The sequence below is a fragment of the Nocardia asteroides genome (assembly GCA_019930625.1).
Lineage (GTDB): Bacteria > Actinomycetota > Actinomycetes > Mycobacteriales > Mycobacteriaceae > Nocardia > Nocardia sputi.
The window spans coordinates 2,213,211-2,227,893 of record CP082844.1; the positions used below are offsets into that span (position 1 = coordinate 2,213,211).

General features: G+C 66.4%; 13 protein-coding genes, 1 tRNA gene and 1 other RNA gene. 8 read left to right on the plus strand and 7 right to left on the minus strand.

The window, feature by feature from the left end:
* Window positions 1–66: 66 nt before the first annotated feature.
* From K8O92_10140 to tgt, 3 genes are all read left to right on the plus strand, one after another.
* Window positions 67–1,800 carry an ABC transporter ATP-binding protein/permease gene (locus K8O92_10140; protein ID UAK34195.1) on the plus strand — a complete coding sequence of 578 codons (1,734 nt, stop codon included), beginning with the start codon at window positions 67–69 and terminating at the stop codon, window positions 1,798–1,800.
* Window positions 1,797–3,701 carry an ABC transporter ATP-binding protein/permease gene (locus K8O92_10145; GenBank protein ID UAK34196.1) on the plus strand — a complete coding sequence of 635 codons (1,905 nt, stop codon included), beginning with the start codon at window positions 1,797–1,799 and terminating at the stop codon, window positions 3,699–3,701. Before K8O92_10140 ends, K8O92_10145 begins: the two co-directional genes overlap by 4 nt.
* A gap of 66 nt (window positions 3,702–3,767) precedes the next feature.
* Window positions 3,768–5,012, plus strand: a complete 1,245-nt coding sequence (tgt, locus tag K8O92_10150; protein UAK34197.1) for a tRNA guanosine(34) transglycosylase Tgt — start codon at window positions 3,768–3,770, stop codon at window positions 5,010–5,012.
* A gap of 5 nt (window positions 5,013–5,017) precedes the next feature.
* Here the strand turns inward: tgt and K8O92_10155 are convergent, their stop codons facing one another.
* Window positions 5,018–5,797, minus strand: a complete 780-nt coding sequence (locus tag K8O92_10155; protein ID UAK34198.1) for a queuosine precursor transporter — start codon at window positions 5,795–5,797, stop codon at window positions 5,018–5,020.
* Between the two features lie 29 nt (window positions 5,798–5,826).
* On the opposite strand from K8O92_10155, the gene K8O92_10160 reads away from it, so the two are divergent.
* Window positions 5,827–6,339: a DUF4190 domain-containing protein gene (locus tag K8O92_10160; GenBank protein UAK34199.1), complete on the plus strand. Its 513-nt coding sequence runs from the start codon at window positions 5,827–5,829 to the stop codon at window positions 6,337–6,339.
* A gap of 75 nt (window positions 6,340–6,414) precedes the next feature.
* On the opposite strand, the gene K8O92_10165 is transcribed toward K8O92_10160, so the two are convergent.
* Genes K8O92_10165 through K8O92_10175 form a run of 3 tightly spaced genes read right to left on the minus strand, consistent with a single transcriptional unit; the run spans window position 6,415 to window position 8,574 of the window.
* The gene (locus tag K8O92_10165; GenBank protein UAK34200.1) at window positions 6,415–7,071 is read right to left on the minus strand and encodes an RDD family protein; all 657 of its coding nucleotides are present in this window, start codon (window positions 7,069–7,071) and stop codon (window positions 6,415–6,417) included.
* Window positions 7,072–7,117: 46 nt separating this feature from the next.
* Window positions 7,118–8,035, minus strand: coding sequence for a tRNA glutamyl-Q(34) synthetase GluQRS (gluQRS, locus tag K8O92_10170; GenBank protein ID UAK34201.1), 918 nt, complete (start codon window positions 8,033–8,035; stop codon window positions 7,118–7,120).
* Between the two features lie 56 nt (window positions 8,036–8,091).
* A complete protein-coding gene (locus tag K8O92_10175) occupies window positions 8,092–8,574 on the minus strand; it encodes a DUF309 domain-containing protein (protein UAK34202.1) in 483 nt (160 codons plus the stop codon).
* Window positions 8,575–8,998: 424 nt separating this feature from the next.
* On the opposite strand from K8O92_10175, the gene K8O92_10180 reads away from it, so the two are divergent.
* The gene (locus K8O92_10180) at window positions 8,999–9,208 is read left to right on the plus strand and encodes a DUF397 domain-containing protein (GenBank protein ID UAK34203.1); all 210 of its coding nucleotides are present in this window, start codon (window positions 8,999–9,001) and stop codon (window positions 9,206–9,208) included.
* A gap of 97 nt (window positions 9,209–9,305) precedes the next feature.
* On the opposite strand, the gene K8O92_10185 is transcribed toward K8O92_10180, so the two are convergent.
* On the minus strand, window positions 9,306–10,946 hold the full coding sequence (locus K8O92_10185; GenBank protein ID UAK34204.1) for a cytochrome bc complex cytochrome b subunit: 1,641 nt from the start codon (window positions 10,944–10,946) through the stop codon (window positions 9,306–9,308).
* Between the two features lie 168 nt (window positions 10,947–11,114).
* On the opposite strand from K8O92_10185, the gene K8O92_10190 reads away from it, so the two are divergent.
* Window positions 11,115–12,701 (plus strand): WSD1 family O-acyltransferase, encoded by a 1,587-nt coding sequence (locus K8O92_10190; GenBank protein UAK34205.1) that lies wholly within the window; start codon window positions 11,115–11,117, stop codon window positions 12,699–12,701.
* 10 nt (window positions 12,702–12,711) lie between these two features.
* On the opposite strand, the gene K8O92_10195 is transcribed toward K8O92_10190, so the two are convergent.
* A complete protein-coding gene (locus tag K8O92_10195) occupies window positions 12,712–13,350 on the minus strand; it encodes a hypothetical protein (protein ID UAK34206.1) in 639 nt (212 codons plus the stop codon).
* Between the two features lie 474 nt (window positions 13,351–13,824).
* On the opposite strand from K8O92_10195, the gene K8O92_10200 reads away from it, so the two are divergent.
* On the plus strand, window positions 13,825–14,049 hold the full coding sequence (locus tag K8O92_10200) for a hypothetical protein (GenBank protein UAK34207.1): 225 nt from the start codon (window positions 13,825–13,827) through the stop codon (window positions 14,047–14,049).
* A 302-nt stretch (window positions 14,050–14,351) separates the two neighbouring features.
* On the opposite strand, the gene K8O92_10205 is transcribed toward K8O92_10200, so the two are convergent.
* A tRNA-Ser gene (locus tag K8O92_10205) sits at window positions 14,352–14,436 on the minus strand.
* Window positions 14,437–14,563: 127 nt separating this feature from the next.
* Here K8O92_10205 and ffs point away from each other — a divergent pair.
* Window positions 14,564–14,658: signal recognition particle sRNA small type (ffs, locus tag K8O92_10210), an RNA gene on the plus strand.
* Window positions 14,659–14,683 lie beyond the last annotated feature (25 nt).

Here is a 14,683-nt window from a genome sequence, read left to right on the forward strand (position 1 = left end):
AGCATTCATGCAGGTCAGGAATCTCCACGACGTATCGCGCCGACAGCCGGTAGCCTGCGATTCATCATGCTGACCAGACTGCTACGCACACATCTGTACCCCTACCGCGCCCAGCTCGCGGGGGTCGTTGTGCTTCAGCTGATCTCCGTCATCGCGATGCTGTATCTGCCCAGCCTGAACGCGGACCTGATCGACAACGGCGTCACCAAAGGTGATATCGGCTACATCTGGACCACCGGCTTGTGGATGCTCGCGGTCACGGGCGTGCAGATCGTCGCGTCGGCCGCCTCGGTCTATCTCGGCGCGCAGGCCGCCATGGGCGCCGGCCGCGACCTGCGCGGCGCGCTGCTGCACCGCGTCGGCACATTCTCCGCGCGGGAAGTGAAGATGTTCGGCGCGCCCTCGCTGATCACCCGCAATACCAACGATATTCAGCAGGTTCAGCTGCTCGTCGTGATGTCGGCGACCATCCTGGTGATGGCGCCGATCATGTGCGTGGGCGGCATCATCATGGCGTTGCGCGAAGACCTGGGTCTGTCCTGGCTGCTGCTGATCGCGGTGCCCGCGCTGGGGCTGTCCATGGCCGTGCTGATCTCCAAGATGGTGCCCGGTTTCCGGGACATGCAGGCCAGGATCGACGAGGTGAATCGGGTGCTGCGCGAGCAGATCACCGGCATCCGCGTGGTCAGGGCGTTCGTGCGGGAACGGCAGGAGACCTGGCGGTTCGGCCTGGCCAACACCGAACTCACCGATACCGCGGTGCGCGTCGGCCGGTTGATGGCGCTGATGTTCCCCACAGTCATGCTGATCAGCAATGTCACCGCCGTCGCGGTGATCTGGTTCGGCGGGCACGCGATCGACGAAGGGCATATGCAGATCGGTTCGCTCACCGCGCTGCTGTCCTACATCATGCAGATCCTCACGGCCGTGATGATGGCCTCGTTCCTGGCCATGATGGCGCCGCGCGCCGCGGTCTCCGCCGACCGGATCGGCGAGGTGCTCGACACCGAATCCTCGGTCCACCCGCCGCGCCTGCCGCAGCCGTTCACCGACGACCCGGCCGTCGTGGACATCCAATTCGCCGAGTTCGCCTTCCCCGGCGCGGAGAAGCCGGTGCTGAGAGCCATCCGGTTCCAGATGCGTCCCGGCACCACCACCGCGATCGTCGGCTCCACCGGCTCCGGGAAAACCACGCTGGTCAACCTGATCCCCCGGTTGATGGACGTCACCGACGGCGCGGTCTACGTCGGCGGCACCGACGTCCGCCATATCGACCTCGAGGTGTTGCGTGCGCAGATCGGCCTCGTCCCGCAGAAGGCGTATCTGTTCTCCGGCACGGTCGCGAGCAATCTGCGTTACGGCAATCCGCACGCCACCGACGAGGAACTATGGCGTGCGCTGGAAATCGCGCAGGCCGCCGATTTCGTGCGGGAGATGCCGGAGGGATTGCAAGCCTCCGTCGCCCAAGGCGGCACAACGGTTTCCGGAGGTCAGCGTCAACGGCTGGCCATCGCGCGAGCGCTGGTGAAGAAGCCGAGGGTGTACCTGTTCGACGACTCGTTCTCCGCGCTCGACGTCGCGACCGACGCCAGGCTGCGCGAAGCGCTGAAGCCGGAGACCGCCGACGCCTCGGTCCTGATCGTCGCCCAACGGATAGCCACCATCCGGGACGCGGACCAGATCGTGGTGCTCGAAGACGGCGCGATGGCGGGTGTCGGCACCCACGAGCAACTCATGCGGGATTGCTCGGAATACCGGGAGATCGTCGAGTCACAGCTGAGTGCCGAGGAGGCGCGATGAGACCCGGAATGCCCGGTCCCGGTGCTCCGGACAGCAAGGCGAAATCGTTCGGACCATCCCTGAAACGACTGCTGCGCAGGCTCGCCCCGGAACGGTTGCAGGTCGGGCTGATCATCGCGCTCGTCCTCGCGTCGGTGGTGCTGAACACCCTCGGCCCCTACATTCTCGGCAAGGCGACCAACTTGGTCTTCGACGGCGTGGTCGGCAAGCAACTGCCGCCCGGCATGACCAAGGAACAAGCGATCGAAGCGCTGCGAGCCGAGGGCGACGACACCTTCGCGGACATGCTCGGCGCCATGGACGTGGTCCCCGGCGTGGGAGTGGACTTCGGCGCGGTCGGCAGGGTTCTCGCCGTGGTGCTCGCGCTGTACATCGGCGCCGCCGTCTTCGGGTGGTTGCAGGGGTACCTGCTCAACATCGTGATCAACCGGACGGTGAAGCGGCTGCGCAGCGACGTCGAGGACAAGATCCATCGGCTTCCGTTGCGCTACTTCGACTCCGCGCCGCGCGGTGACGTGCTCAGCCGGGTGACCAACGACGTGGACAACGTCTCCCAGAGCCTGCAGCAGACCATGAGCCAGCTACTCATCTCGGTGTTCTCGGTGCTCGGCATCCTGGTCATGATGTTCTGGATCTCGTGGGTGCTCGCGGTGATCGCGTTGCTCACCGTCCCCGCCGCGATCGTGGTCACCGCGCAGATCGCGAAACGGTCCAAGCCGCACTTCGTCAACCAGTGGAAGTACACCGGACTGGTCAACGCCCAGGTCGAGGAGGCCTACACGGGGCACGAGGTGGTCACCGCGTTCGGCCGCAACCGCGAGGTCGGCAAGGAGTTCGACCAGCGCAACGAAGAGCTCTACCAGGCCAGCTTCAAAGCGCAGTTCATCTCGGGCCTGATCATGCCCGCGATCATGTTTTTGGGAAACGTGAACTTCGTGCTGGTCGCGCTGGTAGGCGGCCTCAAAGTCGCGACGGGCAGCCTCTCGCTCGGTGAGGTGCAGGCGTTCATCCAGTACTCCCGCCAGTTCAGCCAGCCGCTGACCCAGCTCGGCGCGATGGCCAACCTGTTGCAGTCCGGCGTCGCCTCGGCCGAGCGGATCTTCGAGATCCTCGACGCCGAGGAGCAGAGTCCGGACCCGGTGATGGCCGACGCCCGCCCGGTCGACCGCGGCCGGGTGGAATTCGAGGCCGTCTCGTTCCGCTACGAACCCGACAAGCCGGTGATCGAGCGGCTCTCCCTGCTGGCCGAGCCCGGCCATGTGGTCGCCATCGTCGGCCCGACCGGCGCGGGCAAGACCACGCTGGTGAACCTGCTCATGCGGTTCTACGAACTGGACGCGGGCGCGATCACGGTCGACGGCGTCGACATCACCGAGATCACCCGGGACCACCTGCGTTCGCGCATCGGCATGGTCCTGCAGGACACCTGGCTGTTCCGCGGCACCATCCGGGAGAACATCGCCTACGGCAACCCGAACGCGAGCGAGGAGGATATCCTCGCCGCGGCGCGCGCCGCCTACGTCGACCGCTTCGTGCACGCCCTGCCCGACGGCTACGACACGGTCATCGACGAGGAGGGCTCCGGGGTCAGCGCGGGCGAGAAACAGCTGATCACCATCGCGCGCGCGTTCCTGGCCAAACCGTCGATCCTCATCCTGGACGAGGCGACCAGCTCGGTGGATACCCGCACCGAGGTGCTGGTGCAACATGCCACCGCCGCGCTGCGTCGCGACCGGACCAGCTTCGTCATCGCCCACCGCCTGTCCACCATTCGCGACGCCGATCTGATCGTCGTCATGGAAGCGGGCCGGATCGTGGAACACGGCACGCACGAACGCCTGCTCGCCGAACGCGGGGCGTACTACCGCTTGTACAACGCCCAGTTCGCGGGAGTGGTGTGATCCGGCCACCGGCGCCGACCGGCGGCCTGCCGCGGTCTGCGATCGGCGAACTGCGAGGATAGCGGGGTGCCCGGTCCCGAATCCTTCTCCTTCACCGTCGGTACGCGCCTGGACGGGCGGCACGGCCGGTCCGGGGTGATCGCCACGCCGCACGGTCCGATCGCCACGCCCGCCTTCATCCCGGTGGGCACCAAAGCGACGGTCAAGGCGGTGCTGCCGGAGACCATGCGTGAGCTCGGCGCCCAGGCGCTGCTGGCCAACGCCTACCACCTCTACCTGCAGCCGGGCCCCGACATCGTGGACGAAGCGGGCGGGCTGGGCGCGTTCATGAACTGGCCGGGACCGACCTTCACCGACAGCGGCGGGTTCCAGGTGATGTCCTTGGGTGTGGGCTTCAAGAAGGTGCTGGCGATGGAGGCGGTCGACGTCCGCAGCGACGACGTGATCGCACCCGGCAAAGAGCGGTTGGCCACCGTGGACGACGACGGTGTCACGTTCCGCTCACACCTCGACGGCTCGGCGCACCGGTTCACCCCCGAGGTGTCGATGGGCATCCAGCACCAGCTCGGCGCCGACATCATGTTCGCTTTCGACGAGCTCACCACCCTGCTCAATACCCGTGCCTACCAGGAGCGCTCGGTGCAGCGAACGCACGAGTGGGCGCAGCGCTGCATCGACGAGCACGAGCGGTTGACCGCCGCCCGCACCCACCGCCCGTACCAGGCGCTGTTCGCCGTCGTCCAAGGCGCGCAGTACGAGGACCTGCGCCGTAAGGCATGTCGCGGGCTCGAGTCGATTCGCGCGAGCGGGGGAACGGCATTCGACGGTTACGGCATCGGCGGCGCGCTGGAGAAGCACAACCTGGGCGCCATCGTCGGATGGTGCTGCGACGAGCTGCCCGAGGACAAACCGCGTCACATGCTGGGCATCAGCGAACCGGAGGACGTCTTCACCGCCGTCGAGAACGGCGCGGACACCTTCGACTGCGTCAACCCGTCCCGGGTTGCCCGCAACGCCGCGATCTACATCGACACCGGCCGGTTCAACATCAACACCAGCCGTTTCCGTCGCGACTTCACCCCGATCGACGAGAACTGCGACTGCTACACCTGCGCCAACTACACGCGCGCCTACCTGCACCACCTGTTCAAGGCCAAGGAGATGCTCGCGGCCACGCTGTGCACCATCCACAACGAGCGATTCACGATTCGCCTGGTCGACCGTATCCGGGACAGCATCGAGGGCGGCTACTTCGATGAACACAAGGCCGAGACACTGGGCCGCTGGGGGAGTGGGAGAAGTTCTATGTGATTTCGTCAGGTGCGCAGCGGATCGCCTTGCGTGGGCGCGTAGGTGGGTTCGTGCTTCTTGAGGAACGCGATGACCCGGTAGGTGATCGGAAGCACAATTACCTCGCAGAGCGTTTTCCAGATGAAGCCGACGATCACGTAGTTGACGAACTGCTGCCAGGTGTCGATACCGATGGCGCCCGCGGCGATCGAGCAGAAGATCAGCGTGTCGGCGAGTTCGCCGACGATGGTCGACCCGATCAGCCTGGCCCACAGGTACTTTTCCTTCGTCCGCTCCTTGATCAGCACCAGCGTCGCGGAATTGAGCAGCTGGCCGACGAAGTACCCGGCCAGACCCGCGACGACCAGGCGCGGCGTCGTCCCGAGGACGGTGCGGAACGCCTCTTGGTTCTCGTAGAACCCCGCGGCGGGCAGCCGGATGGCGATGGCGAAGCAGACGACCGTCAGCAGCAGTCCGGCGAAGCCGTAGTAGATGGCGCGCCGAGTGGCGCGGAAGCCGTACACCTCGCTCAGTACGTCGCCGAGGATGTAGGCCAGCGGGAACAGGAAGAAGGCGCCGTCGGTGGCGATCGGCAGGATTTGCAGCGGCCCCAGCGACACCGAGCGATCGCCGAGGAACTCCACCCCCTTGGTGGCGCAGATATTGGAAATGATCAAGGTCGCAGTGAACAGTGCCACGATCGGTGCGTAGTACCCCCGCGCCACCTGGGCAAATGCCGCATGGTCCGCGGGGCGCCCAGGCCCGCCGTGCTCTTGGGTGGTTTTCGACTCACTCACCCGCATCATCCAACCAGGTTGTGGAATACGCTGTAGCAATGACGAATCCCGGCGATTCCGACGAGTGGTGGAAGCAGTACGGCGGCCAAGGCGTGTCGCCGGAGTCCGGTGGGCAGAGCTCGGTGCCGCAGTACCCGAGCCCTGAGCAGCCGCCGTCGGGTTACCCGTCGGCGCCGCAGTACCCGGTACAGCCGCCCTCGCAGCCGATGACGCCGCCTCCGCAACCGCAGTACCCGCCCTATCAGCAACAGCCGTACCCCCAGCCGAACTACGGCTATCAGAGTCCCTATCAGCCCTACGGCGTCCCGGCGCAGGGCACCAACGGCTTGGCGATCGGTGCGCTGATCTCGTCGCTGGTCGGGTTCGTCACCTGTGGGCTCGGCTCGATCGTCGGCATCATCCTCGGCGTGGTCGCACTGAACCAGATCAAGCAGAGCGGTCAAGAAGGGCGCGGCATGGCGCTGGCCGGCATCTGGATCGGCGTCGGCGCGATCGTGCTCGGCATCCTGTGGTTCGTCGTCGTGATCATCGCGGGAGCGACCAGCGCGTAGCGGCGCGGGCCGGGAAGCAGCAGGGGCGCACCCGATTCGGGTGCGCCCCTACGCATTCGGTGCCGCTGTGGCGGATCAGGCCTTGACGACCTGGGTGCCGCCCGCGAACTTGTCGTGCCAGCCCTGCTTGTTCGGGTCCTGCGAGATGGTGACCATGATGTAGATCGCCAAGCCGAGCGAGACGAGGCCGCCGACGCACGGAATGATGTTCGCCGCGACGAACACGTTGCGCTTCAGCGAGGTGACCGGGTCGATCTTCGCGGCGCCACCGGGGGCGAGCACCTTCAGGCCGAGGATCTTCTTGCCGAGCGTGGTGCCCTGCGAGGTCTCCATGCCGACGAAGTAGCCGAGCTGGACCAGGGTCCAGACCAGGCCGAGACCGATGGTCAAGCCCACCGAGTTGTTGACCAGGAGGTAGAGGATGAAGTACGGGATCATCAGGATGATCGCGTCGATGACGCGGGCGCCGATGCGGGTGCCGAGATCGCCCGGCTGGCCGCCGTAGTTGTTGAACCCGGGCTGCTGCGGGTACTGACCGTAGGGATCCTGCCCGTACTGCGGCTGCTGGCCGTACTGCGGCTGTTGCTGCCCGTACTGGGGCTGCTGCCCGTACTGCGGCTGCTGACCGTACTGAGGCTGCTGACCGTACTGGTCGCCGCCCTGCGGGTACGGCTGCCCGTACGGCTGCCCGCCCTGCGGATACTGGTTGGGGTCGTACCCACCGCTTGTCATAGTTGTTTGTCCTCGTCGATTGATCAGTAGTTGGACGATGCGTACGTTACGGACATCGGCTGCGTTGCAACAACCCATTCACGTCGAGTATCCATGGTTCGCGGGGTAGCCGCCCGGCGTCGAAACGCGCGAGTAGCTCGGACGACGATGTCGCGGCGCAGCCGAGCGAAGCGGCCAGTGCCGAGACTACTTCCTCCGGCGTGTTGCCGAGCGCCAAGCGTTCGCGGAGTGTCACCGCCCCATCCCGTTTCGCCAGTCGCCGCCGTTCGGTGTTGAGCACCAGCGGCACGTGGGCGTAGCGCGGCACCGGAAGGTCGAGCAGCGTCGCGAGGTACGCCTGTCGCGGGGTCGACGGCAAAAGGTCGTCACCGCGCACCACCTGGTCCACGCCTTGTGCCGCGTCGTCGACCACGACGGCGAGGTTGTAGGCCGGGATGCCGTCGCCACGGCGCAGCACCACGTCGTCGACCGGACCGCGGTAGCGACCGTGCAGCTCGTCGTGCACTTCGAACTGCGTCGCGGTGGCCCGCAGGCGCAGCGCGGCCGGGCGGCCCTCGGCGCGCCACCGGTCGCGCGCCGACGCGCTCAGCGTGCGACAGGTGCCGGGGTAGGCGCCCGACGGCCCGTGTGGCGCCGACGCGGCCTTCTGAATTTCCCTTCGGGTGCAGAAGCATTCGTAGGTGAGCCCGGCGGCGGTGAGGCGTTCGATGGCCGCCTCGTACCGCGGCAATCGATCGGACTGGCGTACCACCGGTCCGTCCCAATCCACGCCGATCGCGGCGAGATCCTCCAGCTGCCGCTGCTGCGCACCGGGGCGCACCCGGTCCAGATCATCGATGCGGAGCAGGAACCGGCGGCCGGTGGAGCGAGCGAACGCCCAGGCCAGCAGCGCGGTGCGGAGATTGCCCAGGTGCAGGTCCCCGGACGGGCTCGGCGCATACCTGCCCGCGCCCGGCTCAGGCACGGGCCCGGCTGGTAGACGATGAGGTGCGCACGTCGGCCATGGTAAAAGCCGGGCGGTCAGACGCACAGACGCGGCCGCAGGTCGGCCTCGGACGGTTCGTCGCCGGCCGCCAGCGTGGCGAGTAGTGATTCGGCGTGCGCGACCAGTCCGGTGAGGTCGATATCGTAGGGCGCCTGCCCACTCTCGGGGCGGTATGCCGTCAACCGCGACACAGCGCGGGCGAGCAGTGTACGCGCTCCCTTGGGATTTCCGCGCTGTATGTGGGTTAGCCCGACAGCGAACTGCGCGAGCGCCTGCCACAGCATCCGCTCGGCGAACGGTCCGTTCTTCCACGCGGCCTCTAAAACCTCGTGTGCGTTGAATGCTAGTCCGTCGTCCAGCAGTTGCTGGGCGAAGGCCAAGGTTTGCTGGGGTGGAAGATCGAGATCATCGGGAATTCGGGCAACTCCGGTGCTGCCGGGAGGCAGTGGACGCCCGAGGCGGTCGCGCGGACGGGCATTACGGGCACGACCTGCGTCGTCGCGAGCGCGTTCGACCATAGGTTCCATCATGCACGGCCGCCGCCGCGGCGTCGACGCGGCCCGTGGCCGTGCGCGAATTGTCGTCCGATAACAGAGCAATCACATCCGTTAAATACATTGTGGTACGCCGGTGCTGGGAATGAATGCCACGGGCTGGCAATGCTCCCGCAACTTCCCTGCTTCGCAAACGTGTGTGGTTGCGATGATTGAATAGGCAAGAGCCCGGCAAACTTTCGAGGGACCTGCTAGTGTTACCGCGCGGGGACAGGCCCCGCGCGAGGTTAATTTCCTCTCGAACTCGATGTGCGATATCGACGCACCGAGAATGTGCGCTCCGGCGAGGAGTGCACCACGGGATTCGGCTTCCGGAGTCGGGTACCGATGCTAGCTGGAACGATGTCAGGAGAAATCTCGCTCTCGACGCAGCAAAGGAGCTAGTGCCGTGGAGGTTGATTGGACGGGCGCTGTGTGGCGCAAGAGCACATACAGCGGTCCGGATGGGAACTGCGTGGAAGTCGCTTTTCTCGTCGACGGCAGTGTCGCGGTTCGTGACACCAAGGACAGTGGAAGTGGCCCGGTCTTGGCGTTTGCGCCGGGTGAGTGGGATGCATTCCTAACGGGGGTCTCGACGGGAGAGTTCCGGCGCGGCTGAACCGCTCCAGAATCGCCTGAACAAGGCAAAGCGGGCCCCGGGTCGTGCGGACTCGGGGCCTTCGCGATTTTCGAGCAGGAGGGGCGGTGCCCTCGAATCATCGGTGGCCGGAGCCGTTTCCGTCACCGTTCGCTCGTTGCTGAACCGTGCGCAGCACGGCGAGCTGTTTGCGTTCCTCTTCGTGCTCGGTCGCGAAGTGCCGCTCGCTCTCCTCGCGCGGATCCGCCCGCAGGAAGCTGCCCGTGCCCGGCTTGCCCGCCGCGCCCAGCTTGCTCATCTTCTTCGGTACCGGCGCGCCCTGGTACTCCAGCGGGATCGGGTGACCGTGCTCGTCCACCGGGCCGAGCGGCTGGTGCACCTCGATGTACTCGCCGTGCGGCAAGCGCTTGACCACGCCGGTCTCGATGCCGTGCTCGAGCACCGCGCGGTCGCTGCGCTGCAGCCCGAGGCAGATGCGGTAGGCCAGGAAGTAGGCCACCGGAGGTCCGAGCAGAATGCCGATCCGGCCCACCCACGTGGTCGCGTTCAGGGAGATATCGAACTTGTAGGCGATGATGTCGTTGACGCACGACAGGGTCAGGACCACGTAGAACGCGATCGCCATCGCGCCGATCGCCGTGCGAACGGGCACGTCACGCGGGCGTTGCAACAAGTTGTGGTAAGCCCGGTCGCCGGTGAGCCGCTTCTCGATCCACGGGTAGGCGATCAGGACGGCGAACACCAAGCCCATGATCAACGCGACCCAGAACACCGCGGGCACGGTGTAGTTGCCGATGTACAGCTCCCACGGCGGCATCAACCGGGCCATGCCGTCGGTCCACATCATGTAGAAGTCCGGCTGCGAACCCGCCGACACCTGCGAGGGGTTGTAGGGACCCAGGTTCCAGATCGGGTTGATCTGGAACACCCCGCCCATGATGCCCACGATGCCGAGGGTGAAGGCGAAGAACGCGCCCTGGTCGGCGGCGAACACCGGCACGATCCGCGCGCCCACCACGTTGTTCTCCGTGCGCCCCGGGCCGGGGAACTGGGTGTGCTTCTGATACCACACCAGCGCCACGTGCGCGGCGATCAACGCCAGGATGATGCCCGGGAACAGCAGCACGTGCGCGATGTACAAGCGCGGGATGATGATGTCGCCGGGGAAGTCGCCGCCGAACATCAGCCAGTGCATCCACGTGCCGATGATCGGGATCGAGATCGTGATCCCGGAGAACGCCGCCCGCAGACCCGTGCCCGAGAGCAGGTCGTCCGGCAGCGAGTACCCGAAGAAGCCCTCGAACATCGCCAGGATCAGCAGCAGCGATCCGATCACCCAGTTCGCCTCCCGCGGCTTGCGGAACGCGCCGGTGAAGAAGATCCGGAACAGATGCACGATGATCGACGCCGCGAACAGCAGCGCCGCCCAGTGATGCACCTGCCGCACGAACAGGCCGCCGCGTACCTCGAAGGAGAGGTTGAGTGTCGTCTCATACGCCCGCGACATGGTCACACCGCGCAGTGGCTGGTAGGAGCCGTCATAGACCACTTCCGCCATGGACGGGTCGAAAAACAACGTCAGGTAGACGCCCGACAGCAGCAGGATGATGAAGCTGTAGAGCGCGATCTCGCCCAGCAGAAACGACCAATGCGTGGGGAAGACCTTGTTGATCGATCGCTTCATGAACGCCGCGGCGCGATATCGCTCGTCCATATCATTGGCTTGCTTGCCGATTATGCGCGCTGAATCCATAGCCATGGCCGACACCCCGCCCTGGGTGAGAGTGGTATGCGTTCCTACTACAGACGGTAGCAGAGCTGTGCGGCGGAATCGAGGGGATTTTCCGCGCCAAACTGTGAAACAAGATCATTCACATCACCCGGGCTCGCCGGGCGCCGCCGGATCCGAGTCGATATCGTTTTACTCGTGAGCGCGATGGCACCGCAGGACGCGACGATGTATTGGCTGTCCAAACGCACACGCAACGACCTTTTTCTGCTGTATTGCTTCGCCGATCGCGGACGACCCACCGAAGAACTACGCGCGGTCGTCGCCGAACGGAGCGCGCGGATCGCGGACCTTCGGGTCCGGCTGCGCGAACTGCCCTCGGACGTCGATTACCCGTCTTGGAAGCGGTGCGAATCCGGCTCCGAGCAATTCGTGGAACACGAACTGGCGGAGCGTAATTGGTCGCATCTGCTGGACGTCCTCGGCGATCTGCTCGGCACCGGCGTCGACGCCGCCGTACAGCCGTGGCGGCTGCACGTGTTCCGCGGCATCGTCGACGCGCCGGGACAGGAGGGGGAGCCCGCGCTGGTGGTAGTACTCCAGATGTCGCATGCCCTGGCCGATGGCCGGCGTGCTTCGGCGATCGCGCGTGCGCTGTTCAGCGCGTCGGGGGACCTCGCAGCACAGCACGGAAGCCGAGCCGCGTCGGTGTCGCCCGATGGAGTACGGGCCGCGGGCGAGGACGATGCCGCAGCGGCGGGCGGCTCGATTGGCGACCGGCGCACGTCCGGTCATCCATCATGGTGGAAGCCACCCACACAGAGACTGTCCGCGCTGCTTGCTGATCGTCGCGGCGTCGGCTCGGCGGTAGGGGCTCCTCTGCGGATGACCGGCTCCGCGGTGCCGGCGAGTGCAACGGCGGCCGGAGTGCTGGCCGACACGGCTCTCGGTGTTCTGCGTACGCCGGTTCGGTTGGCCGTGACCGCGGTGCGCGGTTACGAGGCGTTTCGAGCGCGGCAACGGCTGGATCATTTGACCGAGGCCGGTGAGGTGCCGCCACCCGGAACGGGTTATCCGCCGAGCGTGCTGAATCGAGCCGCCGCGGAAGCGGCCTTGCGGCACGAAGCCCGGGTGCTCGTATTCCCGGCCGAAGACCTGCGCGTTCCCGGCCGTACCGTCACGGTCGTCGCCTTGACCGCGGTGTCGCTGGCGCTCGCTCGCTACCTGGCCGACCGAGGTGAGCCGGTCGAGCGTCTCGGCGCGCAGGTTCCGATGGCCCTTCCCGAGCTCACCTACCCTCGCAACAACTATCGCAGTCTCGGCGTCGACCTCTTCATCGATGAACCGGACCTGCGTGTACGCGCCGACAAGATCGCGGCGGCGCTCGTCGACCGGCGTGTCCGAGCACGGCATCCGCTGCTGTCCGCGCAGGACCGGGTCACCTCGACCATCCCCGCTCCGATCCTGCGCCGGGATCTGGACCGCTATCCGGTCGACACCGTGCCCGACTCGATCTCGGGCCACACCGTCGTCTCCAGCGTCGACCGCGGCCCTGCGGACCTCGCCTTCGGCGGCGGCGCCGTGCGTTTCACCGCGGGCTTCCCGGCCCTCGGCTCCGTCATGCACCTCACGCACGGCGTGCACGGCTTGGGCGACACCGTCACCATCTCGCTGCACTCGGATCCGGCGGTGCTACCTGACCTCGACGCCTACGCCGCCCACCTCCGTGCCGCGCTGCTCGAAGTACACCGCACCCGGCTGGACTCCGCGTCCCGGCCGGTGTGATCGCCGGCGCTCAGGAGCGTGCGAGGGCCGGCTGCGGCGTGGCCTGGTGGACTTCGGCGGAGATCTTGATCTCGAGCTCGAGCCGGGTGGCGTTGATGACCGAGCGTTCTTCCTCGACGGTGTTCTCGATCGCCCGCGACCACAGCGCCTGGATCTCGCTGATCTCTTCGGCCGTCGCCTCGCCGTCGAGTTCGATCCGTCGGCGCTGCAAGCTGATGTTCAGCGCCGCGGTGAGCGTACGCATCAGGTCCTCGCAGCGATTGGGAATCTTGCGATGCGCCACGACGCGCAGACTGCTGATGAACCCCCGCGAACCCTCGACGGCCTGCCGGATCTCGTCGTCCACCTGATCCAGTTCCTCGGCCTCCCAGCGATCACAGTGCAACAACTGCAGGCGGACGTCGCTCGAGATGGCCAGCACCGAGGAGACCGCGCTCAGCACTGATTCCCGCCGCCATTTGTCGTGCTCGCGCCGCTCGGCCGCCGCGTTGGTCAACTCCACGTTCCGCTGCGCCGCGTCCAAGGTGACCCGGTTCCGCTCGTCCGCGGCGGTGAGCGCCGCCCGGTTCGTGCGGTTGTTGACCAGCACACCGACCAATGCCGCGACGGCGACGATGAGAGAACCGAAAAGCGGAAGCCACTGAGTCACGGGGAGATCATTCCATCGGAATCGTCGGTCGCACAGCCTGGATCGGGCGAAACGAGTTCGCCGTGCTACCGGGAGCCGAGGGTTCGGTCGGCATCGCTGTAGTGACATCTCGCCATAACCGGCGGTGCCGGTGCCGGTGCCGGTGCCGACCGACGGGCGGCACCTTCGTGTGATGGCCGACGACTTCGATGGTGGCAGAGCGTGTCCCGAGTAGGTGGCTTACCCTGCATCCGATTCGTAAGCGCCCGAGCGGGATTCGTCCGCGTTCGCCTCCTTGTCACAGTCTCCACTCTGTAACGTGTTGCGACATAACGTCGATACATCCCATGTAATCGACCCAAACGACAATCGGAGTCCAGTATGCGAACCTCGATTCGAGCAATAGCGATGTGCCTGGCAGCTCCCGTTGTGGCAGTCGCTCTCACGGGGACGGCCACCGGCACGGCCGCCGCCCAGCCCGGCTGCTCAGGATCGATGAACGGTCCATGGTCCTACAACGGGATCTGCCAAGGCGATGCGGGCAACTACCGACTCGAGATCGACTGCATCGGATACAACTTCACCGCCAATCCGCCGATCTTCGGCCAGTACACAACGCGCCAAGACCTGCCTGTCGGACAGGCGGGCACGGTGGCTTGTTTCGGCCCCAACTGGTCCAGCGCCGGGTGGGGAGTGGGGGCGCGCATCTTCCGGCTCTGACTGCCGGAGGGTCCAGAGGGCCGGCCTGCGCGGTAGCCCGCCATGGCATGCGCCGGCTGGATGTGGGCACCGTGGCCGTCGCGCGTTTGCCGCACGGCGGCGATCGAATGCGACTCTCGGCTGCTTGCCCTCGTGGCGGTACCGGATTCAGTAGTACAAGGGACGATGTTCGCCACCATGCGGCTGCTTCGGTTGGTCGGAGCCGTGTCCGCCGACAACCCTCAGCGGCATGTTCGATCGGTGGGGTCGCCGTAGGTCCAGGTCAGGAGGGTGTAACTGCTCCTGACCTGGACTCTCTCCGGCGGAGGATAGGGGATTTGAACCCCTGAGGGCGTTAACCCAACCCGCGTTCCAGGCGAGCGCCATAGGCCACTAGGCGAATCCTCCGTGGAGCAGCATACCGGTAGCCCCCCGTCGGTCGCCAAATAGGGGCGGGGTTGGGGGTGAAGTGCCTGGTCGCGTGTGGGTGTGGACCCGGAGGATGGGTTTGGCGGCCGGAGGCGCTACACTGGCCGACGGATCCCGCGCGGCGCGCATCCTGTGAACTCCCCCAGGGCCGGAAGGCAGCAAGGGTCAACGGGCTCTGCCGGGTGCGCGGGGTCCCCTTCAAATGGGGTCGCTCGGGCGCATGCGC

Bases quoted from the DNA above. Each gene is read 5' to 3' on its own strand.
- K8O92_10140 (UAK34195.1), top strand. From the start codon at position 67: ATGCTGACCAGACTGCTACGCACACATCTGTACCCCTACCGCGCCCAG.
- K8O92_10145 (UAK34196.1), top strand. From the start codon at position 1,797: ATGAGACCCGGAATGCCCGGTCCCGGTGCTCCGGACAGCAAGGCGAAA.
- K8O92_10155 (UAK34198.1), bottom strand. From the start codon at position 5,797: ATGATGCGGGTGAGTGAGTCGAAAACCACCCAAGAGCACGGCGGGCCT.
- K8O92_10160 (UAK34199.1), top strand. From the start codon at position 5,827: ATGACGAATCCCGGCGATTCCGACGAGTGGTGGAAGCAGTACGGCGGC.
- K8O92_10165 (UAK34200.1), bottom strand. From the start codon at position 7,071: ATGACAAGCGGTGGGTACGACCCCAACCAGTATCCGCAGGGCGGGCAG.
- K8O92_10175 (UAK34202.1), bottom strand. From the start codon at position 8,574: ATGGTCGAACGCGCTCGCGACGACGCAGGTCGTGCCCGTAATGCCCGT.
- K8O92_10185 (UAK34204.1), bottom strand. From the start codon at position 10,946: ATGGCTATGGATTCAGCGCGCATAATCGGCAAGCAAGCCAATGATATG.
- K8O92_10200 (UAK34207.1), top strand. From the start codon at position 13,825: ATGAACGGTCCATGGTCCTACAACGGGATCTGCCAAGGCGATGCGGGC.